17 protein-coding genes and 1 pseudogene are annotated in these 15264 nt (G+C 40.8%); 17 read left to right on the top strand and 1 reads right to left on the bottom strand.

The features are described from left to right. Window positions 1–80 precede the first annotated feature (80 nt). Complete coding sequence (gene nagE, locus HC179_RS17675; RefSeq protein WP_168865510.1) at window positions 81–1436, bottom strand: N-acetylglucosamine-specific PTS transporter subunit IIBC; 1356 nt, start codon at window positions 1434–1436, stop codon at window positions 81–83. A gap of 204 nt (window positions 1437–1640) precedes the next feature. On the opposite strand from nagE, the gene nagA reads away from it, so the two are divergent. The 17 genes and pseudogenes from nagA (at window position 1641) to HC179_RS17590 (ending at window position 15202) form a co-directional block, all read left to right on the top strand. Further along, window positions 1641–2831 carry an N-acetylglucosamine-6-phosphate deacetylase gene (nagA, locus tag HC179_RS17670; protein WP_168865509.1) on the top strand — a complete coding sequence of 397 codons (1191 nt, stop codon included), beginning with the start codon at window positions 1641–1643 and terminating at the stop codon, window positions 2829–2831. 5 nt (window positions 2832–2836) lie between these two features. After that, window positions 2837–3574 (top strand): glucosamine-6-phosphate deaminase, encoded by a 738-nt coding sequence (nagB, locus tag HC179_RS17665; RefSeq protein WP_168865508.1) that lies wholly within the window; start codon window positions 2837–2839, stop codon window positions 3572–3574. A 19-nt stretch (window positions 3575–3593) separates the two neighbouring features. After that, complete coding sequence (locus HC179_RS17660; RefSeq protein WP_148988908.1) at window positions 3594–4322, top strand: GntR family transcriptional regulator; 729 nt, start codon at window positions 3594–3596, stop codon at window positions 4320–4322. 15 nt (window positions 4323–4337) lie between these two features. Continuing rightward, window positions 4338–5072 (top strand): sugar isomerase domain-containing protein, encoded by a 735-nt coding sequence (locus HC179_RS17655; protein WP_168865507.1) that lies wholly within the window; start codon window positions 4338–4340, stop codon window positions 5070–5072. Between the two features lie 326 nt (window positions 5073–5398). Then, window positions 5399–5935 (top strand): ribonuclease FAU-1 family protein, encoded by a 537-nt coding sequence (locus tag HC179_RS17650; protein ID WP_168865506.1) that lies wholly within the window; start codon window positions 5399–5401, stop codon window positions 5933–5935. Beyond that, window positions 5936–6468 (top strand): annotated as a pseudogene (locus tag HC179_RS17645) (GNAT family N-acetyltransferase). It begins immediately after the preceding gene. A 40-nt stretch (window positions 6469–6508) separates the two neighbouring features. Continuing rightward, window positions 6509–7345 carry a GNAT family N-acetyltransferase gene (locus HC179_RS17640; RefSeq protein ID WP_168865505.1) on the top strand — a complete coding sequence of 279 codons (837 nt, stop codon included), beginning with the start codon at window positions 6509–6511 and terminating at the stop codon, window positions 7343–7345. Window positions 7346–7370: 25 nt separating this feature from the next. Beyond that, the gene (locus tag HC179_RS17635; protein ID WP_168865504.1) at window positions 7371–7748 is read left to right on the top strand and encodes a hypothetical protein; all 378 of its coding nucleotides are present in this window, start codon (window positions 7371–7373) and stop codon (window positions 7746–7748) included. Between the two features lie 68 nt (window positions 7749–7816). Further along, window positions 7817–8545 (top strand): hypothetical protein, encoded by a 729-nt coding sequence (locus HC179_RS17630; protein ID WP_168865503.1) that lies wholly within the window; start codon window positions 7817–7819, stop codon window positions 8543–8545. A 14-nt stretch (window positions 8546–8559) separates the two neighbouring features. Next, window positions 8560–9138, top strand: coding sequence for a GNAT family N-acetyltransferase (locus tag HC179_RS17625; protein WP_168865502.1), 579 nt, complete (start codon window positions 8560–8562; stop codon window positions 9136–9138). A gap of 161 nt (window positions 9139–9299) precedes the next feature. After that, a complete protein-coding gene (locus HC179_RS17620; protein ID WP_168865501.1) occupies window positions 9300–9776 on the top strand; it encodes a DUF2975 domain-containing protein in 477 nt (158 codons plus the stop codon). Between the two features lie 10 nt (window positions 9777–9786). Next, window positions 9787–9999, top strand: coding sequence for a helix-turn-helix domain-containing protein (locus HC179_RS17615; protein ID WP_148988898.1), 213 nt, complete (start codon window positions 9787–9789; stop codon window positions 9997–9999). A 5-nt stretch (window positions 10000–10004) separates the two neighbouring features. Then, complete coding sequence (locus tag HC179_RS17610; protein WP_168865500.1) at window positions 10005–10286, top strand: hypothetical protein; 282 nt, start codon at window positions 10005–10007, stop codon at window positions 10284–10286. A gap of 500 nt (window positions 10287–10786) precedes the next feature. Then, a complete protein-coding gene (gene rlmD / locus HC179_RS17605; RefSeq protein WP_168865499.1) occupies window positions 10787–12154 on the top strand; it encodes a 23S rRNA (uracil(1939)-C(5))-methyltransferase RlmD in 1368 nt (455 codons plus the stop codon). Window positions 12155–12532: 378 nt separating this feature from the next. Further along, window positions 12533–13282: a GNAT family N-acetyltransferase gene (locus HC179_RS17600; protein ID WP_168865498.1), complete on the top strand. Its 750-nt coding sequence runs from the start codon at window positions 12533–12535 to the stop codon at window positions 13280–13282. 171 nt (window positions 13283–13453) lie between these two features. Then, window positions 13454–14233 carry an IclR family transcriptional regulator gene (locus tag HC179_RS17595; RefSeq protein WP_168865497.1) on the top strand — a complete coding sequence of 260 codons (780 nt, stop codon included), beginning with the start codon at window positions 13454–13456 and terminating at the stop codon, window positions 14231–14233. 15 nt (window positions 14234–14248) lie between these two features. After that, entirely contained in the window at window positions 14249–15202 is a 954-nt protein-coding gene (locus HC179_RS17590; protein ID WP_168865496.1) for a S66 peptidase family protein, read from the top strand. Window positions 15203–15264: the final 62 nt, after the last annotated feature.

Raw genomic sequence — 15264 nt, 5'->3', positions numbered from 1 at the left:
GTCGCCAAAGGCTGGTACATCTTTTTTCTAAACATCATTTCAAATCTTAATAGAAAAAAACCAGCCATATTAGACTGGTTCTATTCTTTCATCTTATCCCCGACAAATTGGACATCGGTTCCAACAATTATTTGCAGATTTGTTTGATTTACTTTTATGACCCCTTTGGCACCATGTTGCTTTAATGAATTTTCCTGCACTTTACTCATATCCCTGATTGTCAATCTGAGTCTGGTCGTGCAGTAGTCAACAGCAGCAATATTTTCCCTACCACCTATATCATCAATAAATTTACGAGCCATTACAGAATATTTATCTTCACCTGTTCCTTTTTCTTCTATAATATCCTCTTCATCTTCCCGACCTGGTGTTTTTAAATTAAAGGTCCTAATAAGAAAATAGAAAACAAAGAAATATACTGCGCCATAAGCTAAACCGATGATTAAAAGTAAAAACGGCTGCTGTGCTATCCCCCAATTTAGGAAAAAGTCAATGGCACCGGCAGAGAATCCAAAACCATGCTTTATATCCAATAAGTAAACAATAACCATGGAACTTGCTGTTAATAATGCATGTATGACGTATAAAAACGGAGCCAGGAACATGAAAGTAAACTCAATCGGCTCTGTAATACCAGTTAAAAATGATGTAAAGGCGATACCAATCAGCATTCCTGATACAGCTTTACGGCGGTGTTTTTTTGCTGTTGCAACCATCGCTAACGCTGCAGCAGGTAAACCGAACATCATGACAGGGAAGAAACCGGCCATAAAGATACCAGCTGTCGGGTCACCTGCAAAGAATCGATTTAAATCCCCAGTCGCACCATTATATTCTCCAAATACAAACCATACTAAACTATTGAGTACATGGTGCAACCCTATCGGAATGAGTAGGCGATTCAAGAATCCGAAGATACCAACACCGACTGCTCCTGCATCTATGATCCATTGGCCGATGTTGTTAATAAATTCTTGGATCGGTGCCCAAATGACTCCAAATATTCCAGCTAAGATTACCATTACAGTAGCGGTAATGATAGGAACAAATCGTCTACCTGCGAAAAAACCAAGCCAATCAGGCATTTTTATATCATGAAACCTGTTGTAAAGCAATCCTGCTACAACCCCTGATATTATCCCGCCTAGTACGGCCATATCAATATCTTCATTGATTGCTTGGGTGCCACTAACTAATACCAAGTATCCTATAGCAGCAGCCAATGCCGCAGATCCATTATTATCTTTGGCGAAACCAATCGCTATCCCAATAGCAAAAATAAGCGCAAGATTAGCAAATACTGCGTTCCCTGCGTTTGCAATAAATTCAATACCCAATAAGTCCTCTTGTCCAATTCTTAATAATATTGCTGCAGCAGGAAGCACAGCAATCGGCAACATTAGTGATTTCCCGATTCTTTGTAAAAAACCAATCATTTTTATCAATACTCCTTTATATTATGAAAGTGCTTGCAATGAAGTAATACTAGCACAACTTTCGTATAGTTGTCTATACCAATAAAATTGGGAATATCTTATACTTATGAGGAAACACATCAAGTAATATAGTTATAAGTGGTATATACAACTATACATTATTCTGTTAGAATTAACATACGATAATTGTGAAAGGAGACATCTATGAGTACTATCATAAATAGTTATGCCCTGCTTTCTGTCAATCTAATAAAAGAGAAAACAATTCAACAAAATGGATTTATCAAAGTTAAAGAAGGAAAAATTTTTGAAATAGGAGCCATGGATCAATACCAAAACACTGAAAATATCAAGGAAATTCGTTTTTCCTCCGATCTGTTTGCTTCCCCAGGTTTCATAGACATCCATATACACGGTTTAAACGGAGCTGACACAATGGATGCTTCTGAAGAATCCTTGAAAACAATGTGTGAAACACTGCCACAGGAAGGTACAACTAGCTTTTTAGCTACAACAATTACCCAAGAGCGATCTGATATTGAATCAGCCTTACGCACAGTAAATAACTATTTAAAAAAAGGTACGAATCAATCAATAGGCAGTGAATTACTTGGAATACATTTGGAAGGTCCATTTATATCCCCAAAACGCGCTGGCGCACAGCCATTGGAACATATTGTGAAGCCAGATATCCAACTTTTTGAAAGCTGGCAAGAGGAGTCCGGAAACCATATTAAAGTGGTTACCATGGCACCAGAGCAGCCAAACGGTGTAGAATTTGTCCATCATTTAACGAAAAATAAGATCATCACTTCCATTGGACACTCTGATGCTGTTTATCATGAGATGCTCGATGCTATGGAAGCAGGTGCAGAGCACGTTACACATTTTTACAACGGTATGCGAGGTAGCCATCATCGCGAACCAGGTGTTGTGGGTGCAGGTCTTGCCCATGAGGAGCTTTTAATCGAAATGATAGCTGACGGTATTCACGTTCACCCTGCTGTCGTAAAAGCAACCTATCTTGCAAAGGGACCAGATAGAATTCTGTTAATAACGGATTCCATGAGAGCAAAGTGGCTGGAGGATGGAGAATATGAATTGGGTGGACAAAAAGTCGCAGTGGCAAACAACACTGCACTACTTGAAAATGGCACACTTGCGGGTAGTGTTCTAAAAATGAATGAAGGCTTGAGAAATATGAAAGAATTCACAGGCTGTGCATTAGAGGAAGCCGTCAGAATGGCTTCAACCAACCCTGCTAAAAGGCTCAATGTTTGGGAAAGAAAAGGAAGTATCGAAGTTGGGAAAGATGCTGATATTGTAATCATGAATCAAAATTTTGAAGTGAAGATGACCTTTTGCAATGGTCAATTAGTTTATAAAGGAGAGTAGGCCTGATGGATATTATCACCGCTATTACCTATGACGACCTAAGTCAAATAGCTGCAGAAATCATTATTAAAAAAGTTAAAAAGAACCCAAACCTTGTAATAGGAATGGCAACAGGAAGCACACCAACAAAACTCTACGAATATTTGATAAAAGACTATAAGGAGAACAGTACCTCCTATGAAGGTATAACTACCTTTAATCTGGATGAATATGTTGGTTTAGATAAAAATGATGCGAACAGTTATTACGAATATATGAATAAAAACTTATTCAAACATATCAACATTAATAGAGAAAATACTCATATTCCGAACGGAAAAGCAGAAGATCTTGAAAAAGAATGCAGAAATTATGAACTGAAACTCCAAAACAAAGGTCCTGCAGATATCCAGATTTTAGGTTTGGGGGAAAATGGACATATTGGTTTCAATGAACCTGGAACCAGTTTTGACAGCAAAACTCATGTTGTGAAACTTACAGAATCGACTAGAAAAGCGAATGCCCGTTTTTTTGAAACAATGGAAAGTGTTCCACATCACGCTATCACAATGGGTATAAATTCCATTATGAATGCGAAAGAAATACTGCTATTAGTTTCTGGAAAGAACAAGGCAAAAGCTTATGACCAACTGATAAATGGCAGTGTTTCAGACTCATTTCCTGCATCTATCCTAAGAAAGCATCCTTGTGTTAAAATTATTGCAGACAATACGGTTCGTCAAAACTCTAGTATCATTGCTTGAAAGGAGATAAACAGGGTAAATGATTGATAAAAGTTCCCCCATACCATTTTATTACCAGCTAGAATCTTTCATTAAGGATCAAATTAACTCAGGTACTTTAGTTCCTGGAGAAACTATACCTTCAGAGAGAGAATATGCCAAAGCTTATGGAATAAGCAGAATGACCGTCAGGCAAGCCATTAATTCACTGGTAACCGAGGGGCTTCTCTATCGTAAAAAGGGAAGCGGCACTTTTGTAGCAAATAAAAAAATTGAACAGCCGCTTCAAGGGTTGACCTCTTTTACAGAGGATATGAAAAAACGGGGGATGAACCCCACAAGTGAATTGATCCATTTTGAAATAGTGCCAGCCTCCATTCATATAGCTGATGAACTTCATATTAAGGAACATGCACCTGTATATGAGATAAAAAGGATACGTTTGGCTGATGGTGAACCGATGGCACTTGAGACAAATTACCTCTCTGCCAATTTAGTAAAAGGACTAACGGAAGAAGTAGCAAACACTTCCCTTTATGCTTATATCGAAGAAAAGCTGAACCTTGAAATTGCCCATGCAGATCAAATGATTGAATCCATACAAGCTTCTAGTGAAGATGCCAAACTTTTAAAAATTAATAAAGATCATCCAATGTTATACATTAAGCGAAACACTTTTCTACAAGATGGGACTCCTCTAGAACTAGTAAAATCCCACTATAGGGGTGACAGATACAAATTCTACATCAAAATGAAGAGATTTGAATAGTAAGGGAGAGATATCATGGATACAAGTTATTTATCAGCTGTTCAACAGCTCCTGACAAAAGTGGAGGAAAAAAACAGTATTGAAATGGAGCAGTCATCCTCTCTCCTTGCTGACTGCTTTGGTAATGAAGGTATTCTACATGTTTTTGGATGCGGCCACTCCCACATGATCGCTGAAGAAGTATTTTATAGGGCAGGTGGAATTGTCCCAATTAGACCATTATTGGTGGAAAATCTCATGCTGCATAAGGGAGCGCTGCGTTCCTCTGATTTAGAGAAAGACCCCTTGTTCGCAAAAACCTTTCTACCCTCCCAACCATTCCAACCCAATGACGTTTTATTGGTTGTCTCCACATCTGGAAGAAATCCTGTTCCGATAGATGTTGCACAGTATGGGAAAAAGATGGGAATGAAAGTCATGACAATATCGTCCCATGCCTACCACACCCTTCCTTCTCGTCATTCTACGGATTTACATTTAGCGGCTGCAGCTGATATTGCACTTGATAATCTTATCCCTATAGGAGACGCCTTAATAACATTACATAATCATCATTCAACAAATAGGTTAGGGCCAGGGTCCACAATCATAAATGCAGCCATCCTGAATCAAATAATTGTGAATGCCGTTCAACTTCTTATTAAAAAAGGGATGAAGATTCCGATATTTAAAAGCGGGAATGTTGACGGTTCTGAGGAGCACAATAACGAATTGATAAATAAGTATGGCAAGAGAATTGAACTCTTCTGATGTAGTATTGCCCGCCTCTTCAGGTGCATAGAAAAAGAGCCTGCTGTCATGCTCAGGCTCTTTTCCATATAACAACTCAGAAAACTCACCCTATATCTCCAAGCGTACTAATCCCAAAGGCTTCTTTCTTTACTGAAGAAAAAAGCGAAGCTCCAACCGCTTCATTTTTTTGAGATAAACATCTGCGTCTAGTAAAGAAGCCGTAAGAGCCACCGAACGAAAAACCACCTAAAGTATACAAAAAACCATTTGAAATCGACGGCAATTCACATATTGTAAGTTGTGGGTGGGTCGCTGTACCCCTACAACCCACTAGGAGGATACCGATGCTGAAACGACGACACGGAGACCGCTCTGAATGGAAGCGAATTTTAAAAAGGGAATACTCACAGAAATTTTTGGATACAGATGCCTTTAGAGGGTATGTTACTTTAATTTATATACATAAAGTTATCAAGCCTTTAACTGTTAACTATGATGAAAAGAGTATTTGCATCGTCGATGATGGATATATGTGGCTTCAGCACTTTCCAAGCAATGAACATTACTCCTTAACGACCATGTTTGATGCGAGTGGCGAGGTCGTTCAATGGTATATCGATATCACGAATGAGAATGGAATAGAAAATAACCTTCCTTACACGGATGACCTGTTTTTAGACATTATTGTTCTTTCATCAGGAGAAGTAATCCAAAAAGATGCAGATGAGCTGGAGGAAGCATACACCAAAGGTACGATTAATCAGGCCCAATACCAGCTGGCATGGGCAGAAGCAAACAAAATTAATCAACAGATTGAAAATAATGACTTTGAGTTACTGGGGCTGACAAAATCCCACTTGAAGATTTTATTGGAGGAATAGATGTATATAACTATCAGGCAAGAAAGACAAGAAGATTATATAATCACAGAACATGTAGTGAAACGTCTTTTGAACAAGCAGAATACAGCGACCAAAAGGAACACTTCCTTGTACAGCGACTTAGAAGATCGGATGCATTTATACCTGAGCTGTCTTTAGTTGCGATAGATGAAAAGAAGGAGATAGTTGGCCATATTCTGTTGACTAAGATAAGAATAGTAAATCAGAGTGAAGAGAGTGCCTCTCTTGCTCTAGCTCCTGTTTCAGTTACCCCAGAGTATCAAAGAAAGGGAATTGGCAGTACCCTCATTCGTGAAGCTATTCAAAGAGCGTGTGAACTTGGGTATAAATCTATCATTGTCCTGGGTCATAAAGATTACTATCCTAATTTCGGCTTCAAAAGGGCGGATCTATGGGAAATTTCTGCACCATTTCCTGTGTCATCAGAATCTTTCATGGCACTTGAATTAAAAGAAGGAGCTCTTCAACATGTACATGGGACGGTTGTTTATCCGAAGGAATTTATGGAATAGAAAAAATCTATATTTAATACAAACTAAAGAGGTGTAAACCATGCTAACGAAAGAACAGCTTCAAGAAATTAAAGAACTCCAATCCGTATGTGAAAAAGAGGCCGGGTTCGATCTGAAACTGAATGAAGATATGCTTGAAACCCGCGATGAAAACAGCAAAGAAGACTTCTTTCATTATGAAGATGGGCAACTTGTTGGTTTTCTTGGGTGTTACGGGTTTGGGAATAAAATAGAGATGACTGGTATGGTTCATCCTGATTATCGTAGAAAAGGAATTTTTACAAAAATGTTTACTGAAGCAATGACAGAGGTGAAAAAGCGAGAGATCTCGACTGTTTTGCTAAATGCGCCTAGCTCCTCTCAAAGTGCGAAGGAGTTTCTAAAAAGTATCCCTTGTTCATTCGAAGTGGCTGAGTACCAAATGAAATGGGAAACAGGCGAATTAATGGATGATCCTGCTGTAAACATTAGACCATCTACTTCTCAAGAGGATTTTGATGCGGAAATTCAACTGGAAGTGGCCTGCTTTGGTTTTACAAAACAAGAAGCGCAGAGCTTTAATCAACGAATGAAAGAACTCAACTGCGAGGACATGTTTATCATAGAAGCGGAAGGTCGAACTGCAGGGAAAATCCGTGTATCCGAAACAAACGGGGAAGCGTGGATCTATGGTTTTGCTGTATTTCCAGAGCTACAAGGCAAAGGAATTGGACGGAAAGCTTTATCTAAAGTGGTGAAAATGAAGACAGAAAAAGGGCTGCCTGTCTTTTTGGAAGTAGAAGCGAGGAATGCACATGCGCTGAAACTCTATGAATCTTGTGGATTTAGGAGTTATCATTCGCAGGATTATTATAAGTACCAGGCGGAGTCTTTATAATTTGCTAGCCCTTAGGAGGAAAATCATGTTAAAACGACTCACCATCATTAGTCTTATAGCAGTCATCCTAGGAATATACGCATACAGTAGCAAGTTTTATTTACCGACTCTGCCAATAGAATCCGTAAGTAAAAAGGAAGTCGTGCAATCTATCAATGAAGCTTCAGACCCCATCGTGAAAATTGCAAATGAGGATGGGTATGATTGGTTTATTACACGAGCAGGTCCGGGAGAATACAGGGAACCCCTTAAAGAAATGATAGGTGACCATGGATGGGAGTTTGTGACCCAAGATGGCAGTGGGTACTTTTTTGAAAAAGGGGACGAGAAGTTGATCGTTACCACCAAAATGTGGACAGGAAATTATGTGATGGTGAAGGTGCCTCAAGGATGGGAAGAGTGATGGATTCTATTTTATAAATGGGCCAGTGTGCCTGTCCTCTCAGTCCCAAAAAGAAAGGAGGCCAACCAGTGGGAAAATTACTCTTCCTCTTTATCTTAGGAACAATTGGCATGACCCTACGCTTTTTAATTGTGGGAGAGTTTGAATGGAATCAGGTATTTATTCTATTTATATTTCCAATTGGAGCTTTCGTGGTTTGGTTTATACATAGATGGATGGTAAGCAGAGATGTTAACTATATTCCGTCAAATACGGATGAAACTTGGAATACGCACATGGGTGAACGGTATTCGACTGGCGTGAAACAACTTTATAAACGAAAGAAGAAAGTTGCGGTATACCGCCGCTTCTACCAACATCGTTGGCAGCATTGGGTCAATGAAGTGGTGGAAGGTGACGGTAATTGGTATATGAATCTTTCCTTTGAACTGGCTGTAGGGGGTAAAGTCGAATTTGTGGAGAAGCGAAGCAGTTTATTCAAAAATAACACCAATTGGATAATGGTGCGCGATGGCGAGCCGGTTGGAAAAGTGAAAACTGAATTCTCCATGAAGAATGCCGCAAAGCTTAAAGAAGCATTAACAGTAGAAATAGAAGATAAAGTGATATACTATCAATCTTTTGGAATCGGGTCGGCAACAGATGTGCTGATAGATGACCATGTGATTGCGAAAGGAATACGGTCTGAAGTGTTACGGTCGAAATACCACTTTGAATTAGTCGATGATGACTATACAAAACTGGAAGAGATATTAGTAATGGGTTTTATTTTATTTAATTATGTCCATAAACAGTAGGAGGGAGAATACAAATGACCAACACAAAACCAATCTTGAAAGACTTCCCATCTGAATTCACTACAGACAGACTCTTAATTAGAATGCCTTTGCCGGGAGACGGTCCTGCGGTACATGAGGCTATCAATCATTCTCTTCCTGAGCTGAAGCCGTGGATGATTTTCGCGCAACAAGAACAGAGAGTGGAGGATGTGGAAGCAAATATAAGGGAGAGCCATGCTCAGTTTTTACAACGAAAGGATCTAAGGCTCATGGTTTTCTTAAAAGAAACCGGTGAATTCGTGGCATCGTCGGGGTTGCATCGGATCGACTGGTCCATTCCGAAGTTTGAGATTGGCTATTGGATCGATTCCAGGCACAGTGGCAAGGGCTACATAACGGAAGCGGTGGAAGGAATCAGCCAGTTTGCATTTGAACAGCTGGGGGCCAATCGTGTGGAAATCCGCTGCGATTCTAAGAACGTGAAAAGCCGCGCGGTGGCTGAAAGAGCAGGATATACATTAGAGGGGATATTAGAAAACAGTGAGCGCGATGTAAACGGGGAATTGCGGGATACGTGTGTGTTTGCGAAAGTGAAATCCCAAGTCATTTAGGAGAGACAAGCGAGTAAAGAGCTTGTCTTTTTTTTGGGAGAAATGGGTCACGGTGTGCCTTTCCCTTCTGATCAAGAATATTAAATAATAATATATTTTTATTGAAAAACAATAAATAAAGTGGTAAATTCTATTTATAATGATGAAGCGAGGTGCTTTTGATGAAGCATGGTTCTACACTTTTTTTGAAAATAGCGGTATTTCTTATTGGGTCGCCGGTTTTTATTTTAAGTATAATTGGTTTGGTATCGTTGGTAAAAGATCCGGCAAATCCTGAATACGCGTATATTCTTTACCCAATTGTAACGGGGATGTTCTTGACCACAATCCCTTTTTATTTTGCATTGTATCAGGCGCTGAAGCTTTTGGGGTATATTGATAAAAACGACGCTTTCTCGCAATTTTCGGTGGAAGCATTGAAGAAAATCAAATTTTGTGCGATAACAATCAGTTGTGTGTATGTTGTCATCATGCCATTTATTTTTCTATTAGCAGATAAAGATGATGCGCCTGGAGCAATCATCATGGGCGCGGTTCCGATCTTTGCCTCTATCGTAATTGCCGTGTTCGCTGCGGTCCTTCAAAGGCTATTACAAGTAGCCATCGACATAAAATCCGAAAATGATTTAACAGTGTGAGGTGAAGACAATGGCTATAATCATAAATATTGATGTCATGTTGGCAAAAAGAAAAATGAGCGTCACCGAACTCTCTGAAAGAGTCGGAATAACCATGGCAAACCTCTCCATCCTCAAGAATGGCAAGGCCAAAGCCATCCGTTTCTCCACCCTCGAGGCAGTCTGCAAAGCTCTCGACTGCCAACCGGGAGACATATTGGAATATAGGCCCGAGGAGGAGTAGTTAATTTGGGGAGCATTCTGAGAATTATTACAATTCCGTTGGTTGTTGTGCACCTTTTAATAGCGTATTTTTGGATTTTCGACTGGGAGAAGTTAGTGACAGAAGTTGGTCGGATTAGTTGGGTCGGGTCTATTATTATAGGGATTGTGATTGTTATCATCAATCGAAAATCAATGACCACTGACCAGAAGGTAAGCAAAAGAATAGTCGCTGCAACTACTTTTATGACTATATTATTGGGGATATTTGCATTGATGATTGAGTTAATAACTAGTTCAATGCCTTAGCATTGAAATGTGGTTTGCGAATGGAGGTTTCTATCGCTTGAGCGGAGCGGTTGAAACCTCTTTTTTAGTGTGAAGTTGTAGAAGGTTGCCGTGGAAAGGTAGAAGGTCGTTTGGGAAATATAGAAGTAGACATGGGAAATGTAGAAGGTCGCCGGAAAAAGGTAGAAGGTGAAGGTTAAAAGGTAGAATACACGGAAACCAAAGAGTACATCTAAGGACCTTTTTATCAAAATCTAGAGGAAGCACTGCGAACCATCTTTCTTTGCGAAGTTGTAGAAGGTTTGGATAAAAAGGTAGAACATCGGTTGGGAAATGTAGAAGAAAACCTAGGAAATGTAGAAGCTCCCCTGAACAAGGTAGAAGGTGAAGCTAAAAAGGTAGAAGGGTGTTTCAGCAAAAAATAAACCCCAGCAGAAGTAACCCACCACCCTAACTGGCAAGCCCAACCTCCATATGGTACAATCGGAACAGCGATTTTAACGTGAAGGAAGAGAAATCAAATGACAGTACCTGTTCAAAAAAACGAATACTACGATGTCACCGTCCAGGGCTTAACGCATGACGGTGCCGGCGTAGCAAAAATAGATGGCTTTCCTATTTTCGTCCAAAATGCCCTACCGGATGAGCAAATCAAAGTCAAAATAATCAAAGTGAAAAAAGGCTACGCATTCGGTCGACTCGAGGAAATCCACAAGACAAGCCCTTATCGTGTCGATGCACCGTGCCCGATTTACAAGCAATGTGGAGGCTGTCAGCTTCAGCACCTTAGCTATGAAGGTCAGCTTGTCGCCAAGCAAAAGCAAGTCAAAGATGTCCTCGAACGCATTGGACACCTAAAAAACGTGCCGGTTCATCCTGTACTTGGCATGGACCACAACCCTTGGCGCTACCGAAACAAAGCGCAGGTTCCAATTGGGGAGCGCGAAGGCGGACTGATTGCAGGCTTCTACCAACAGCGCAGCCACGAAATCATCGATATGAAGGAATGTTTAATCCAGCAGGAAATTAACGACCACGTCGTTCAGACGGTCCGTGAAATCTGTGACAAGCATGGCGTGCGTGCTTATAACGAAAAAACTCACAAAGGCGTGCTCCGACATGTGATGGCCCGTTATGGATTAGTGACTGGCGAAGTGATGGTTGTGCTTATCACCCGCACTCCAGACATCCCAAACCGCAAAGCAATTGTGGAAGAAATAACAGCGGCCCTACCGGAAGTGAAATCCGTTGTGCAGAACGTAAACACCAAGAAAACGAACGTGATTTTCGGCGAGGAAACTCGTGTACTTTGGGGGAATGAATATATCTATGACTTCATTGGCGACATCAAGTTTGCCATATCCGCTAGGTCCTTCTACCAGGTCAACCCGGAGCAAACGAAAGTGCTGTATGAAAAAGCCCTGGAATATGCAGACTTAAGCGGTGAAGAGAGTGTCATAGACGCTTACTGTGGGATCGGGACCATCTCCTTGTTCCTGGCCCAAAAAGCGAAAAAAGTGTTCGGAGTCGAAATCGTCCCAGAAGCGATTGAGGATGCAAAACGCAACGCAGAGCTGAACGGAATTACCAATGCAGAATTCAAAGTTGGAGAAGCGGAAGTCGTTATCCCGAAATGGTATAAGGAAGGCAACACAGCCGATGTGTTAGTTGTGGATCCACCGCGCAAAGGCTGTGATGAAGCATTACTCCAAACCATTTTGGAAATGAAGCCGAAGAAGGTAGTATATGTATCCTGTAATCCGGCAACACTTGCGAGAGATTTAAGAGTGTTGGAGGATGGGGGATTTAAGACGGTTGAGGTGCAGCCGGTAGACATGTTCCCTCATACGGTACACGTTGAGGCTGTCGCATTAATGGAGTTAAATTAGATTGCGTCAAAAGCTATAACAACAGGCATTGGTTGAAGTTGATACAATCTTTACGCCCCTTGGTCCAATAGGATCAAGGGGTTTTTTCAAGTGGTGGTTCCTTGGTTCTGCCTTCGTTAAATAGTGAAAAGGGAACTGTCCCCAAAAAATTAACCAAAAATTTTTGCATCCTCCCAAAACCCTATCCCTCTAGGGGTTGACCTCCATAAAAAGTCCCGAAAACCGGACTAAAAAACCATTAAAATTATTAGAAAATTTGAAATATATCGTTAATCTATGTATAATGAATTTTAACAACAAAAACGGAAACGCATTTCCACCTAATGGAAACACGGGAAAGCGAAGCAGGAGTGATGGGATATCTTTGAAAAAAGGGTATTGAACACAGTTAATCAACGAGAACTTGTCGAACTAATAGAGAAAGATCGAAGGAACAATTTACAGTTCTACGAGTATTTGGAGTACTTACATAACGAAGACAAACGTTTTGGATTTTATGGGTATTATGACCACCACAAGCTAGTAGCCGTACAGTATTTTAGTCCATTGAATACTGGCATTTCCTTAATGGACAAACACTATCTTTCACTCCTCAAGCAACATCTAATTAAAACTTCATCCACTTATTTATATGGCAGAGCGGATATACTTTCATATCTGGGTGACATGCCAAATCGAAAAACGCATCCCTATTGTTACGGTTTTCTAAGTAGAACCAATCAATCACCTGTACCAACCAACTCAACGGTCAACCAGGCAACATTTGACCATATACCTGCCATTAAGGAATTTTATGCAGACAAGGACATTATGATTGAAGTTCCGGAGCGGCTGCCAAACATTATTAGAAATGGTTCGGCTTTTATCGTAAAAGAAGGAAGTAAGGTTGTTTCCATTGCAATGGCACATTCCGAAACCTCCCAATATGCCTTAATCGGTGGGATCTATACCGATAAGGATTCTCGTGGAAAAGGGTATGGATTGGCATGCACAAGGGCATTAGCGAATCATTTACATAAAAAACAGAAGACACCGTTTTTATTCTACGATGCCACACTTCCACATCTGCATTTGTTTTATGAAGCATTGGGATTCACCCATACGGATGATTATGTAATGTTGTATTAAAACTAGGCACTTTTCTGCACATTTATGTATTTAGAATATATAAAATATTAAGAAGGTTGTACTACTTATTCTGATAACAGAATAAATTTTTATAACAAAGAAACGGAAACGCGTTTCCACCAAGCGGAAACAAAAGCGCTAATTTCTTTATTGAAAGGAGGGATCAAAAACATGACACCATCTGTAGATAAAAAAACAGGCGTGCGGGCTGTAGACCGTGCACTTGATATTATTGAGACGTTCTCCTTAAGAGAACGCGAACTTACACTAGTAGACATTTCTAAAAAAACCGGACTGCCACTGACAACCGTTCACAGAAATGTCCAGTCGCTATTGGGGCGAGGATACTTGGAGCAGGATGAAATATCAGGAAAATTCCGCCCAGGGATGCAATTCGTTCGAATTGCAGGAATCCTTATCCAAGGGCTTGACCTGGTGCAAAAGGCGTCTCCTTATTTGCATAGACTGGCGAAAAAGACGGAAATGAACGTCAATTTAAGCATTTATGATGATGGAGAGGCGCTGTGCTTAGTCAACATAGAATCATTCCATAACTTCGGATTTGAAATTAAGGTCGGGCAAAAGCTACCCATTTATGCAGGTGCCTTGTCTAAATTAATCTTGGCTTATTTACCAGAAAGAGAGTTTGAGCGATTATCAGACACGTTCAAAACCTTTACGCCAATTACCATCTCGCAAAGGCAAGAATTGAAAAATGACATCGAGTCCATTCGTCAGCACGGTTATGCCAAGTCAGAAGGAGAGCTACAATTAGGCGCCGTTGCTTATGCTGCCCCGGTCTTTAACTACGAAGGCAAGCTTGAGGCGGGGATTGCCATTACTGGCCCTGAGCACTTTTTCAGCGAAGATAAACGACAAGCATACATTAAAACGTTGCTTCTTGCCGCAGAAGAAATCTCTAGGGACTTGGGCTATAAGAAAGTTTACTAGAAAGGAGACTTCCAGATGGAAAAAATTAAACCAAAACGTCTCCAGAAAGGAGATACGATTGGCATTGTTGCCCCCGCGAGTCCGCACTACAACCGGAGCGATATCACTCGCGGCATCGAGACGCTCGAGGAGTGGGGCTTCCGTGTCGTGGTCGGGAAAAATGTCCATAACAAGCACGAGTACTTAGCGGGAACGGACGAGGAGCGGGCTCATGATTTCAATGAGATGTTCCGGAATGATCAGGTTGATGCCGTCTTTGTCACACAGGGTGGATATGGCTCAGCACGAATGCTCAGGTACATAGATTTCGAGCTTGTGAGGAACAATCCGAAGATTTTTATTGGCTATAGTGACATCACATCCATCCACCTTGCGCTCCAAAAATATACAGGCTTGGTGTCCTTTCATGGGCCTGGGATGGCGGGTTTTAACTCGGAGGACCTGACCGACTATCGTAGGGAGTTCCTTTTTAAAGCTTTAATGGAAACGGATCCAATTGGGGAAATACGCAAAGCAAATGAGAAGAAGTGGATCAATCAGATTAACAAGGGGCAAGCAGAAGGAGAGCTGGTAGGAGGAAACCTGACGCTCGTCTGTGCTTCACTTGGCACCCCATATGAGATTGACACGAAAGGGAAGATTCTTTTCCTGGAAGAGGTATGGTCAGAACCGTGGAATATCGACCATATGTTCACACACCTACTTCATGCTGGCAAGCTACAGGAGGCTGCGGGAATTGTCATTGGCGAATGTACCTTGTGTGAGCCAAAGAAAATGGATCCGGGCTTCCACGTGACCTTTAGCTTGGAAGATATCTTATATGACTTTATTGAACCGTTAGGAATTCCAGCAATTCATGGACTTCCAATTGGCCATACCGCAGATCTCGCAACCTTGCCAATGGGCGTGAATGCGTATCTAGATGCAACGAACAAAAAGCTATTTGTAACAGAATCTGGTGTGAAGTAAGGCTCTTTTCGTATTAAGGGGGTTATTTTATGCGAAAGCAGCTTTTCTATAAAAAAATAGGG

The organism is Bacillus sp. RO1 (assembly GCF_012524115.1).
Classification (GTDB): domain Bacteria; phylum Bacillota; class Bacilli; order Bacillales; family Bacillaceae_I; genus Sutcliffiella_A.
Note: the sequence above shows the minus strand (reverse complement) of the source record. Positions and strands in the feature narration are given on the sequence as shown.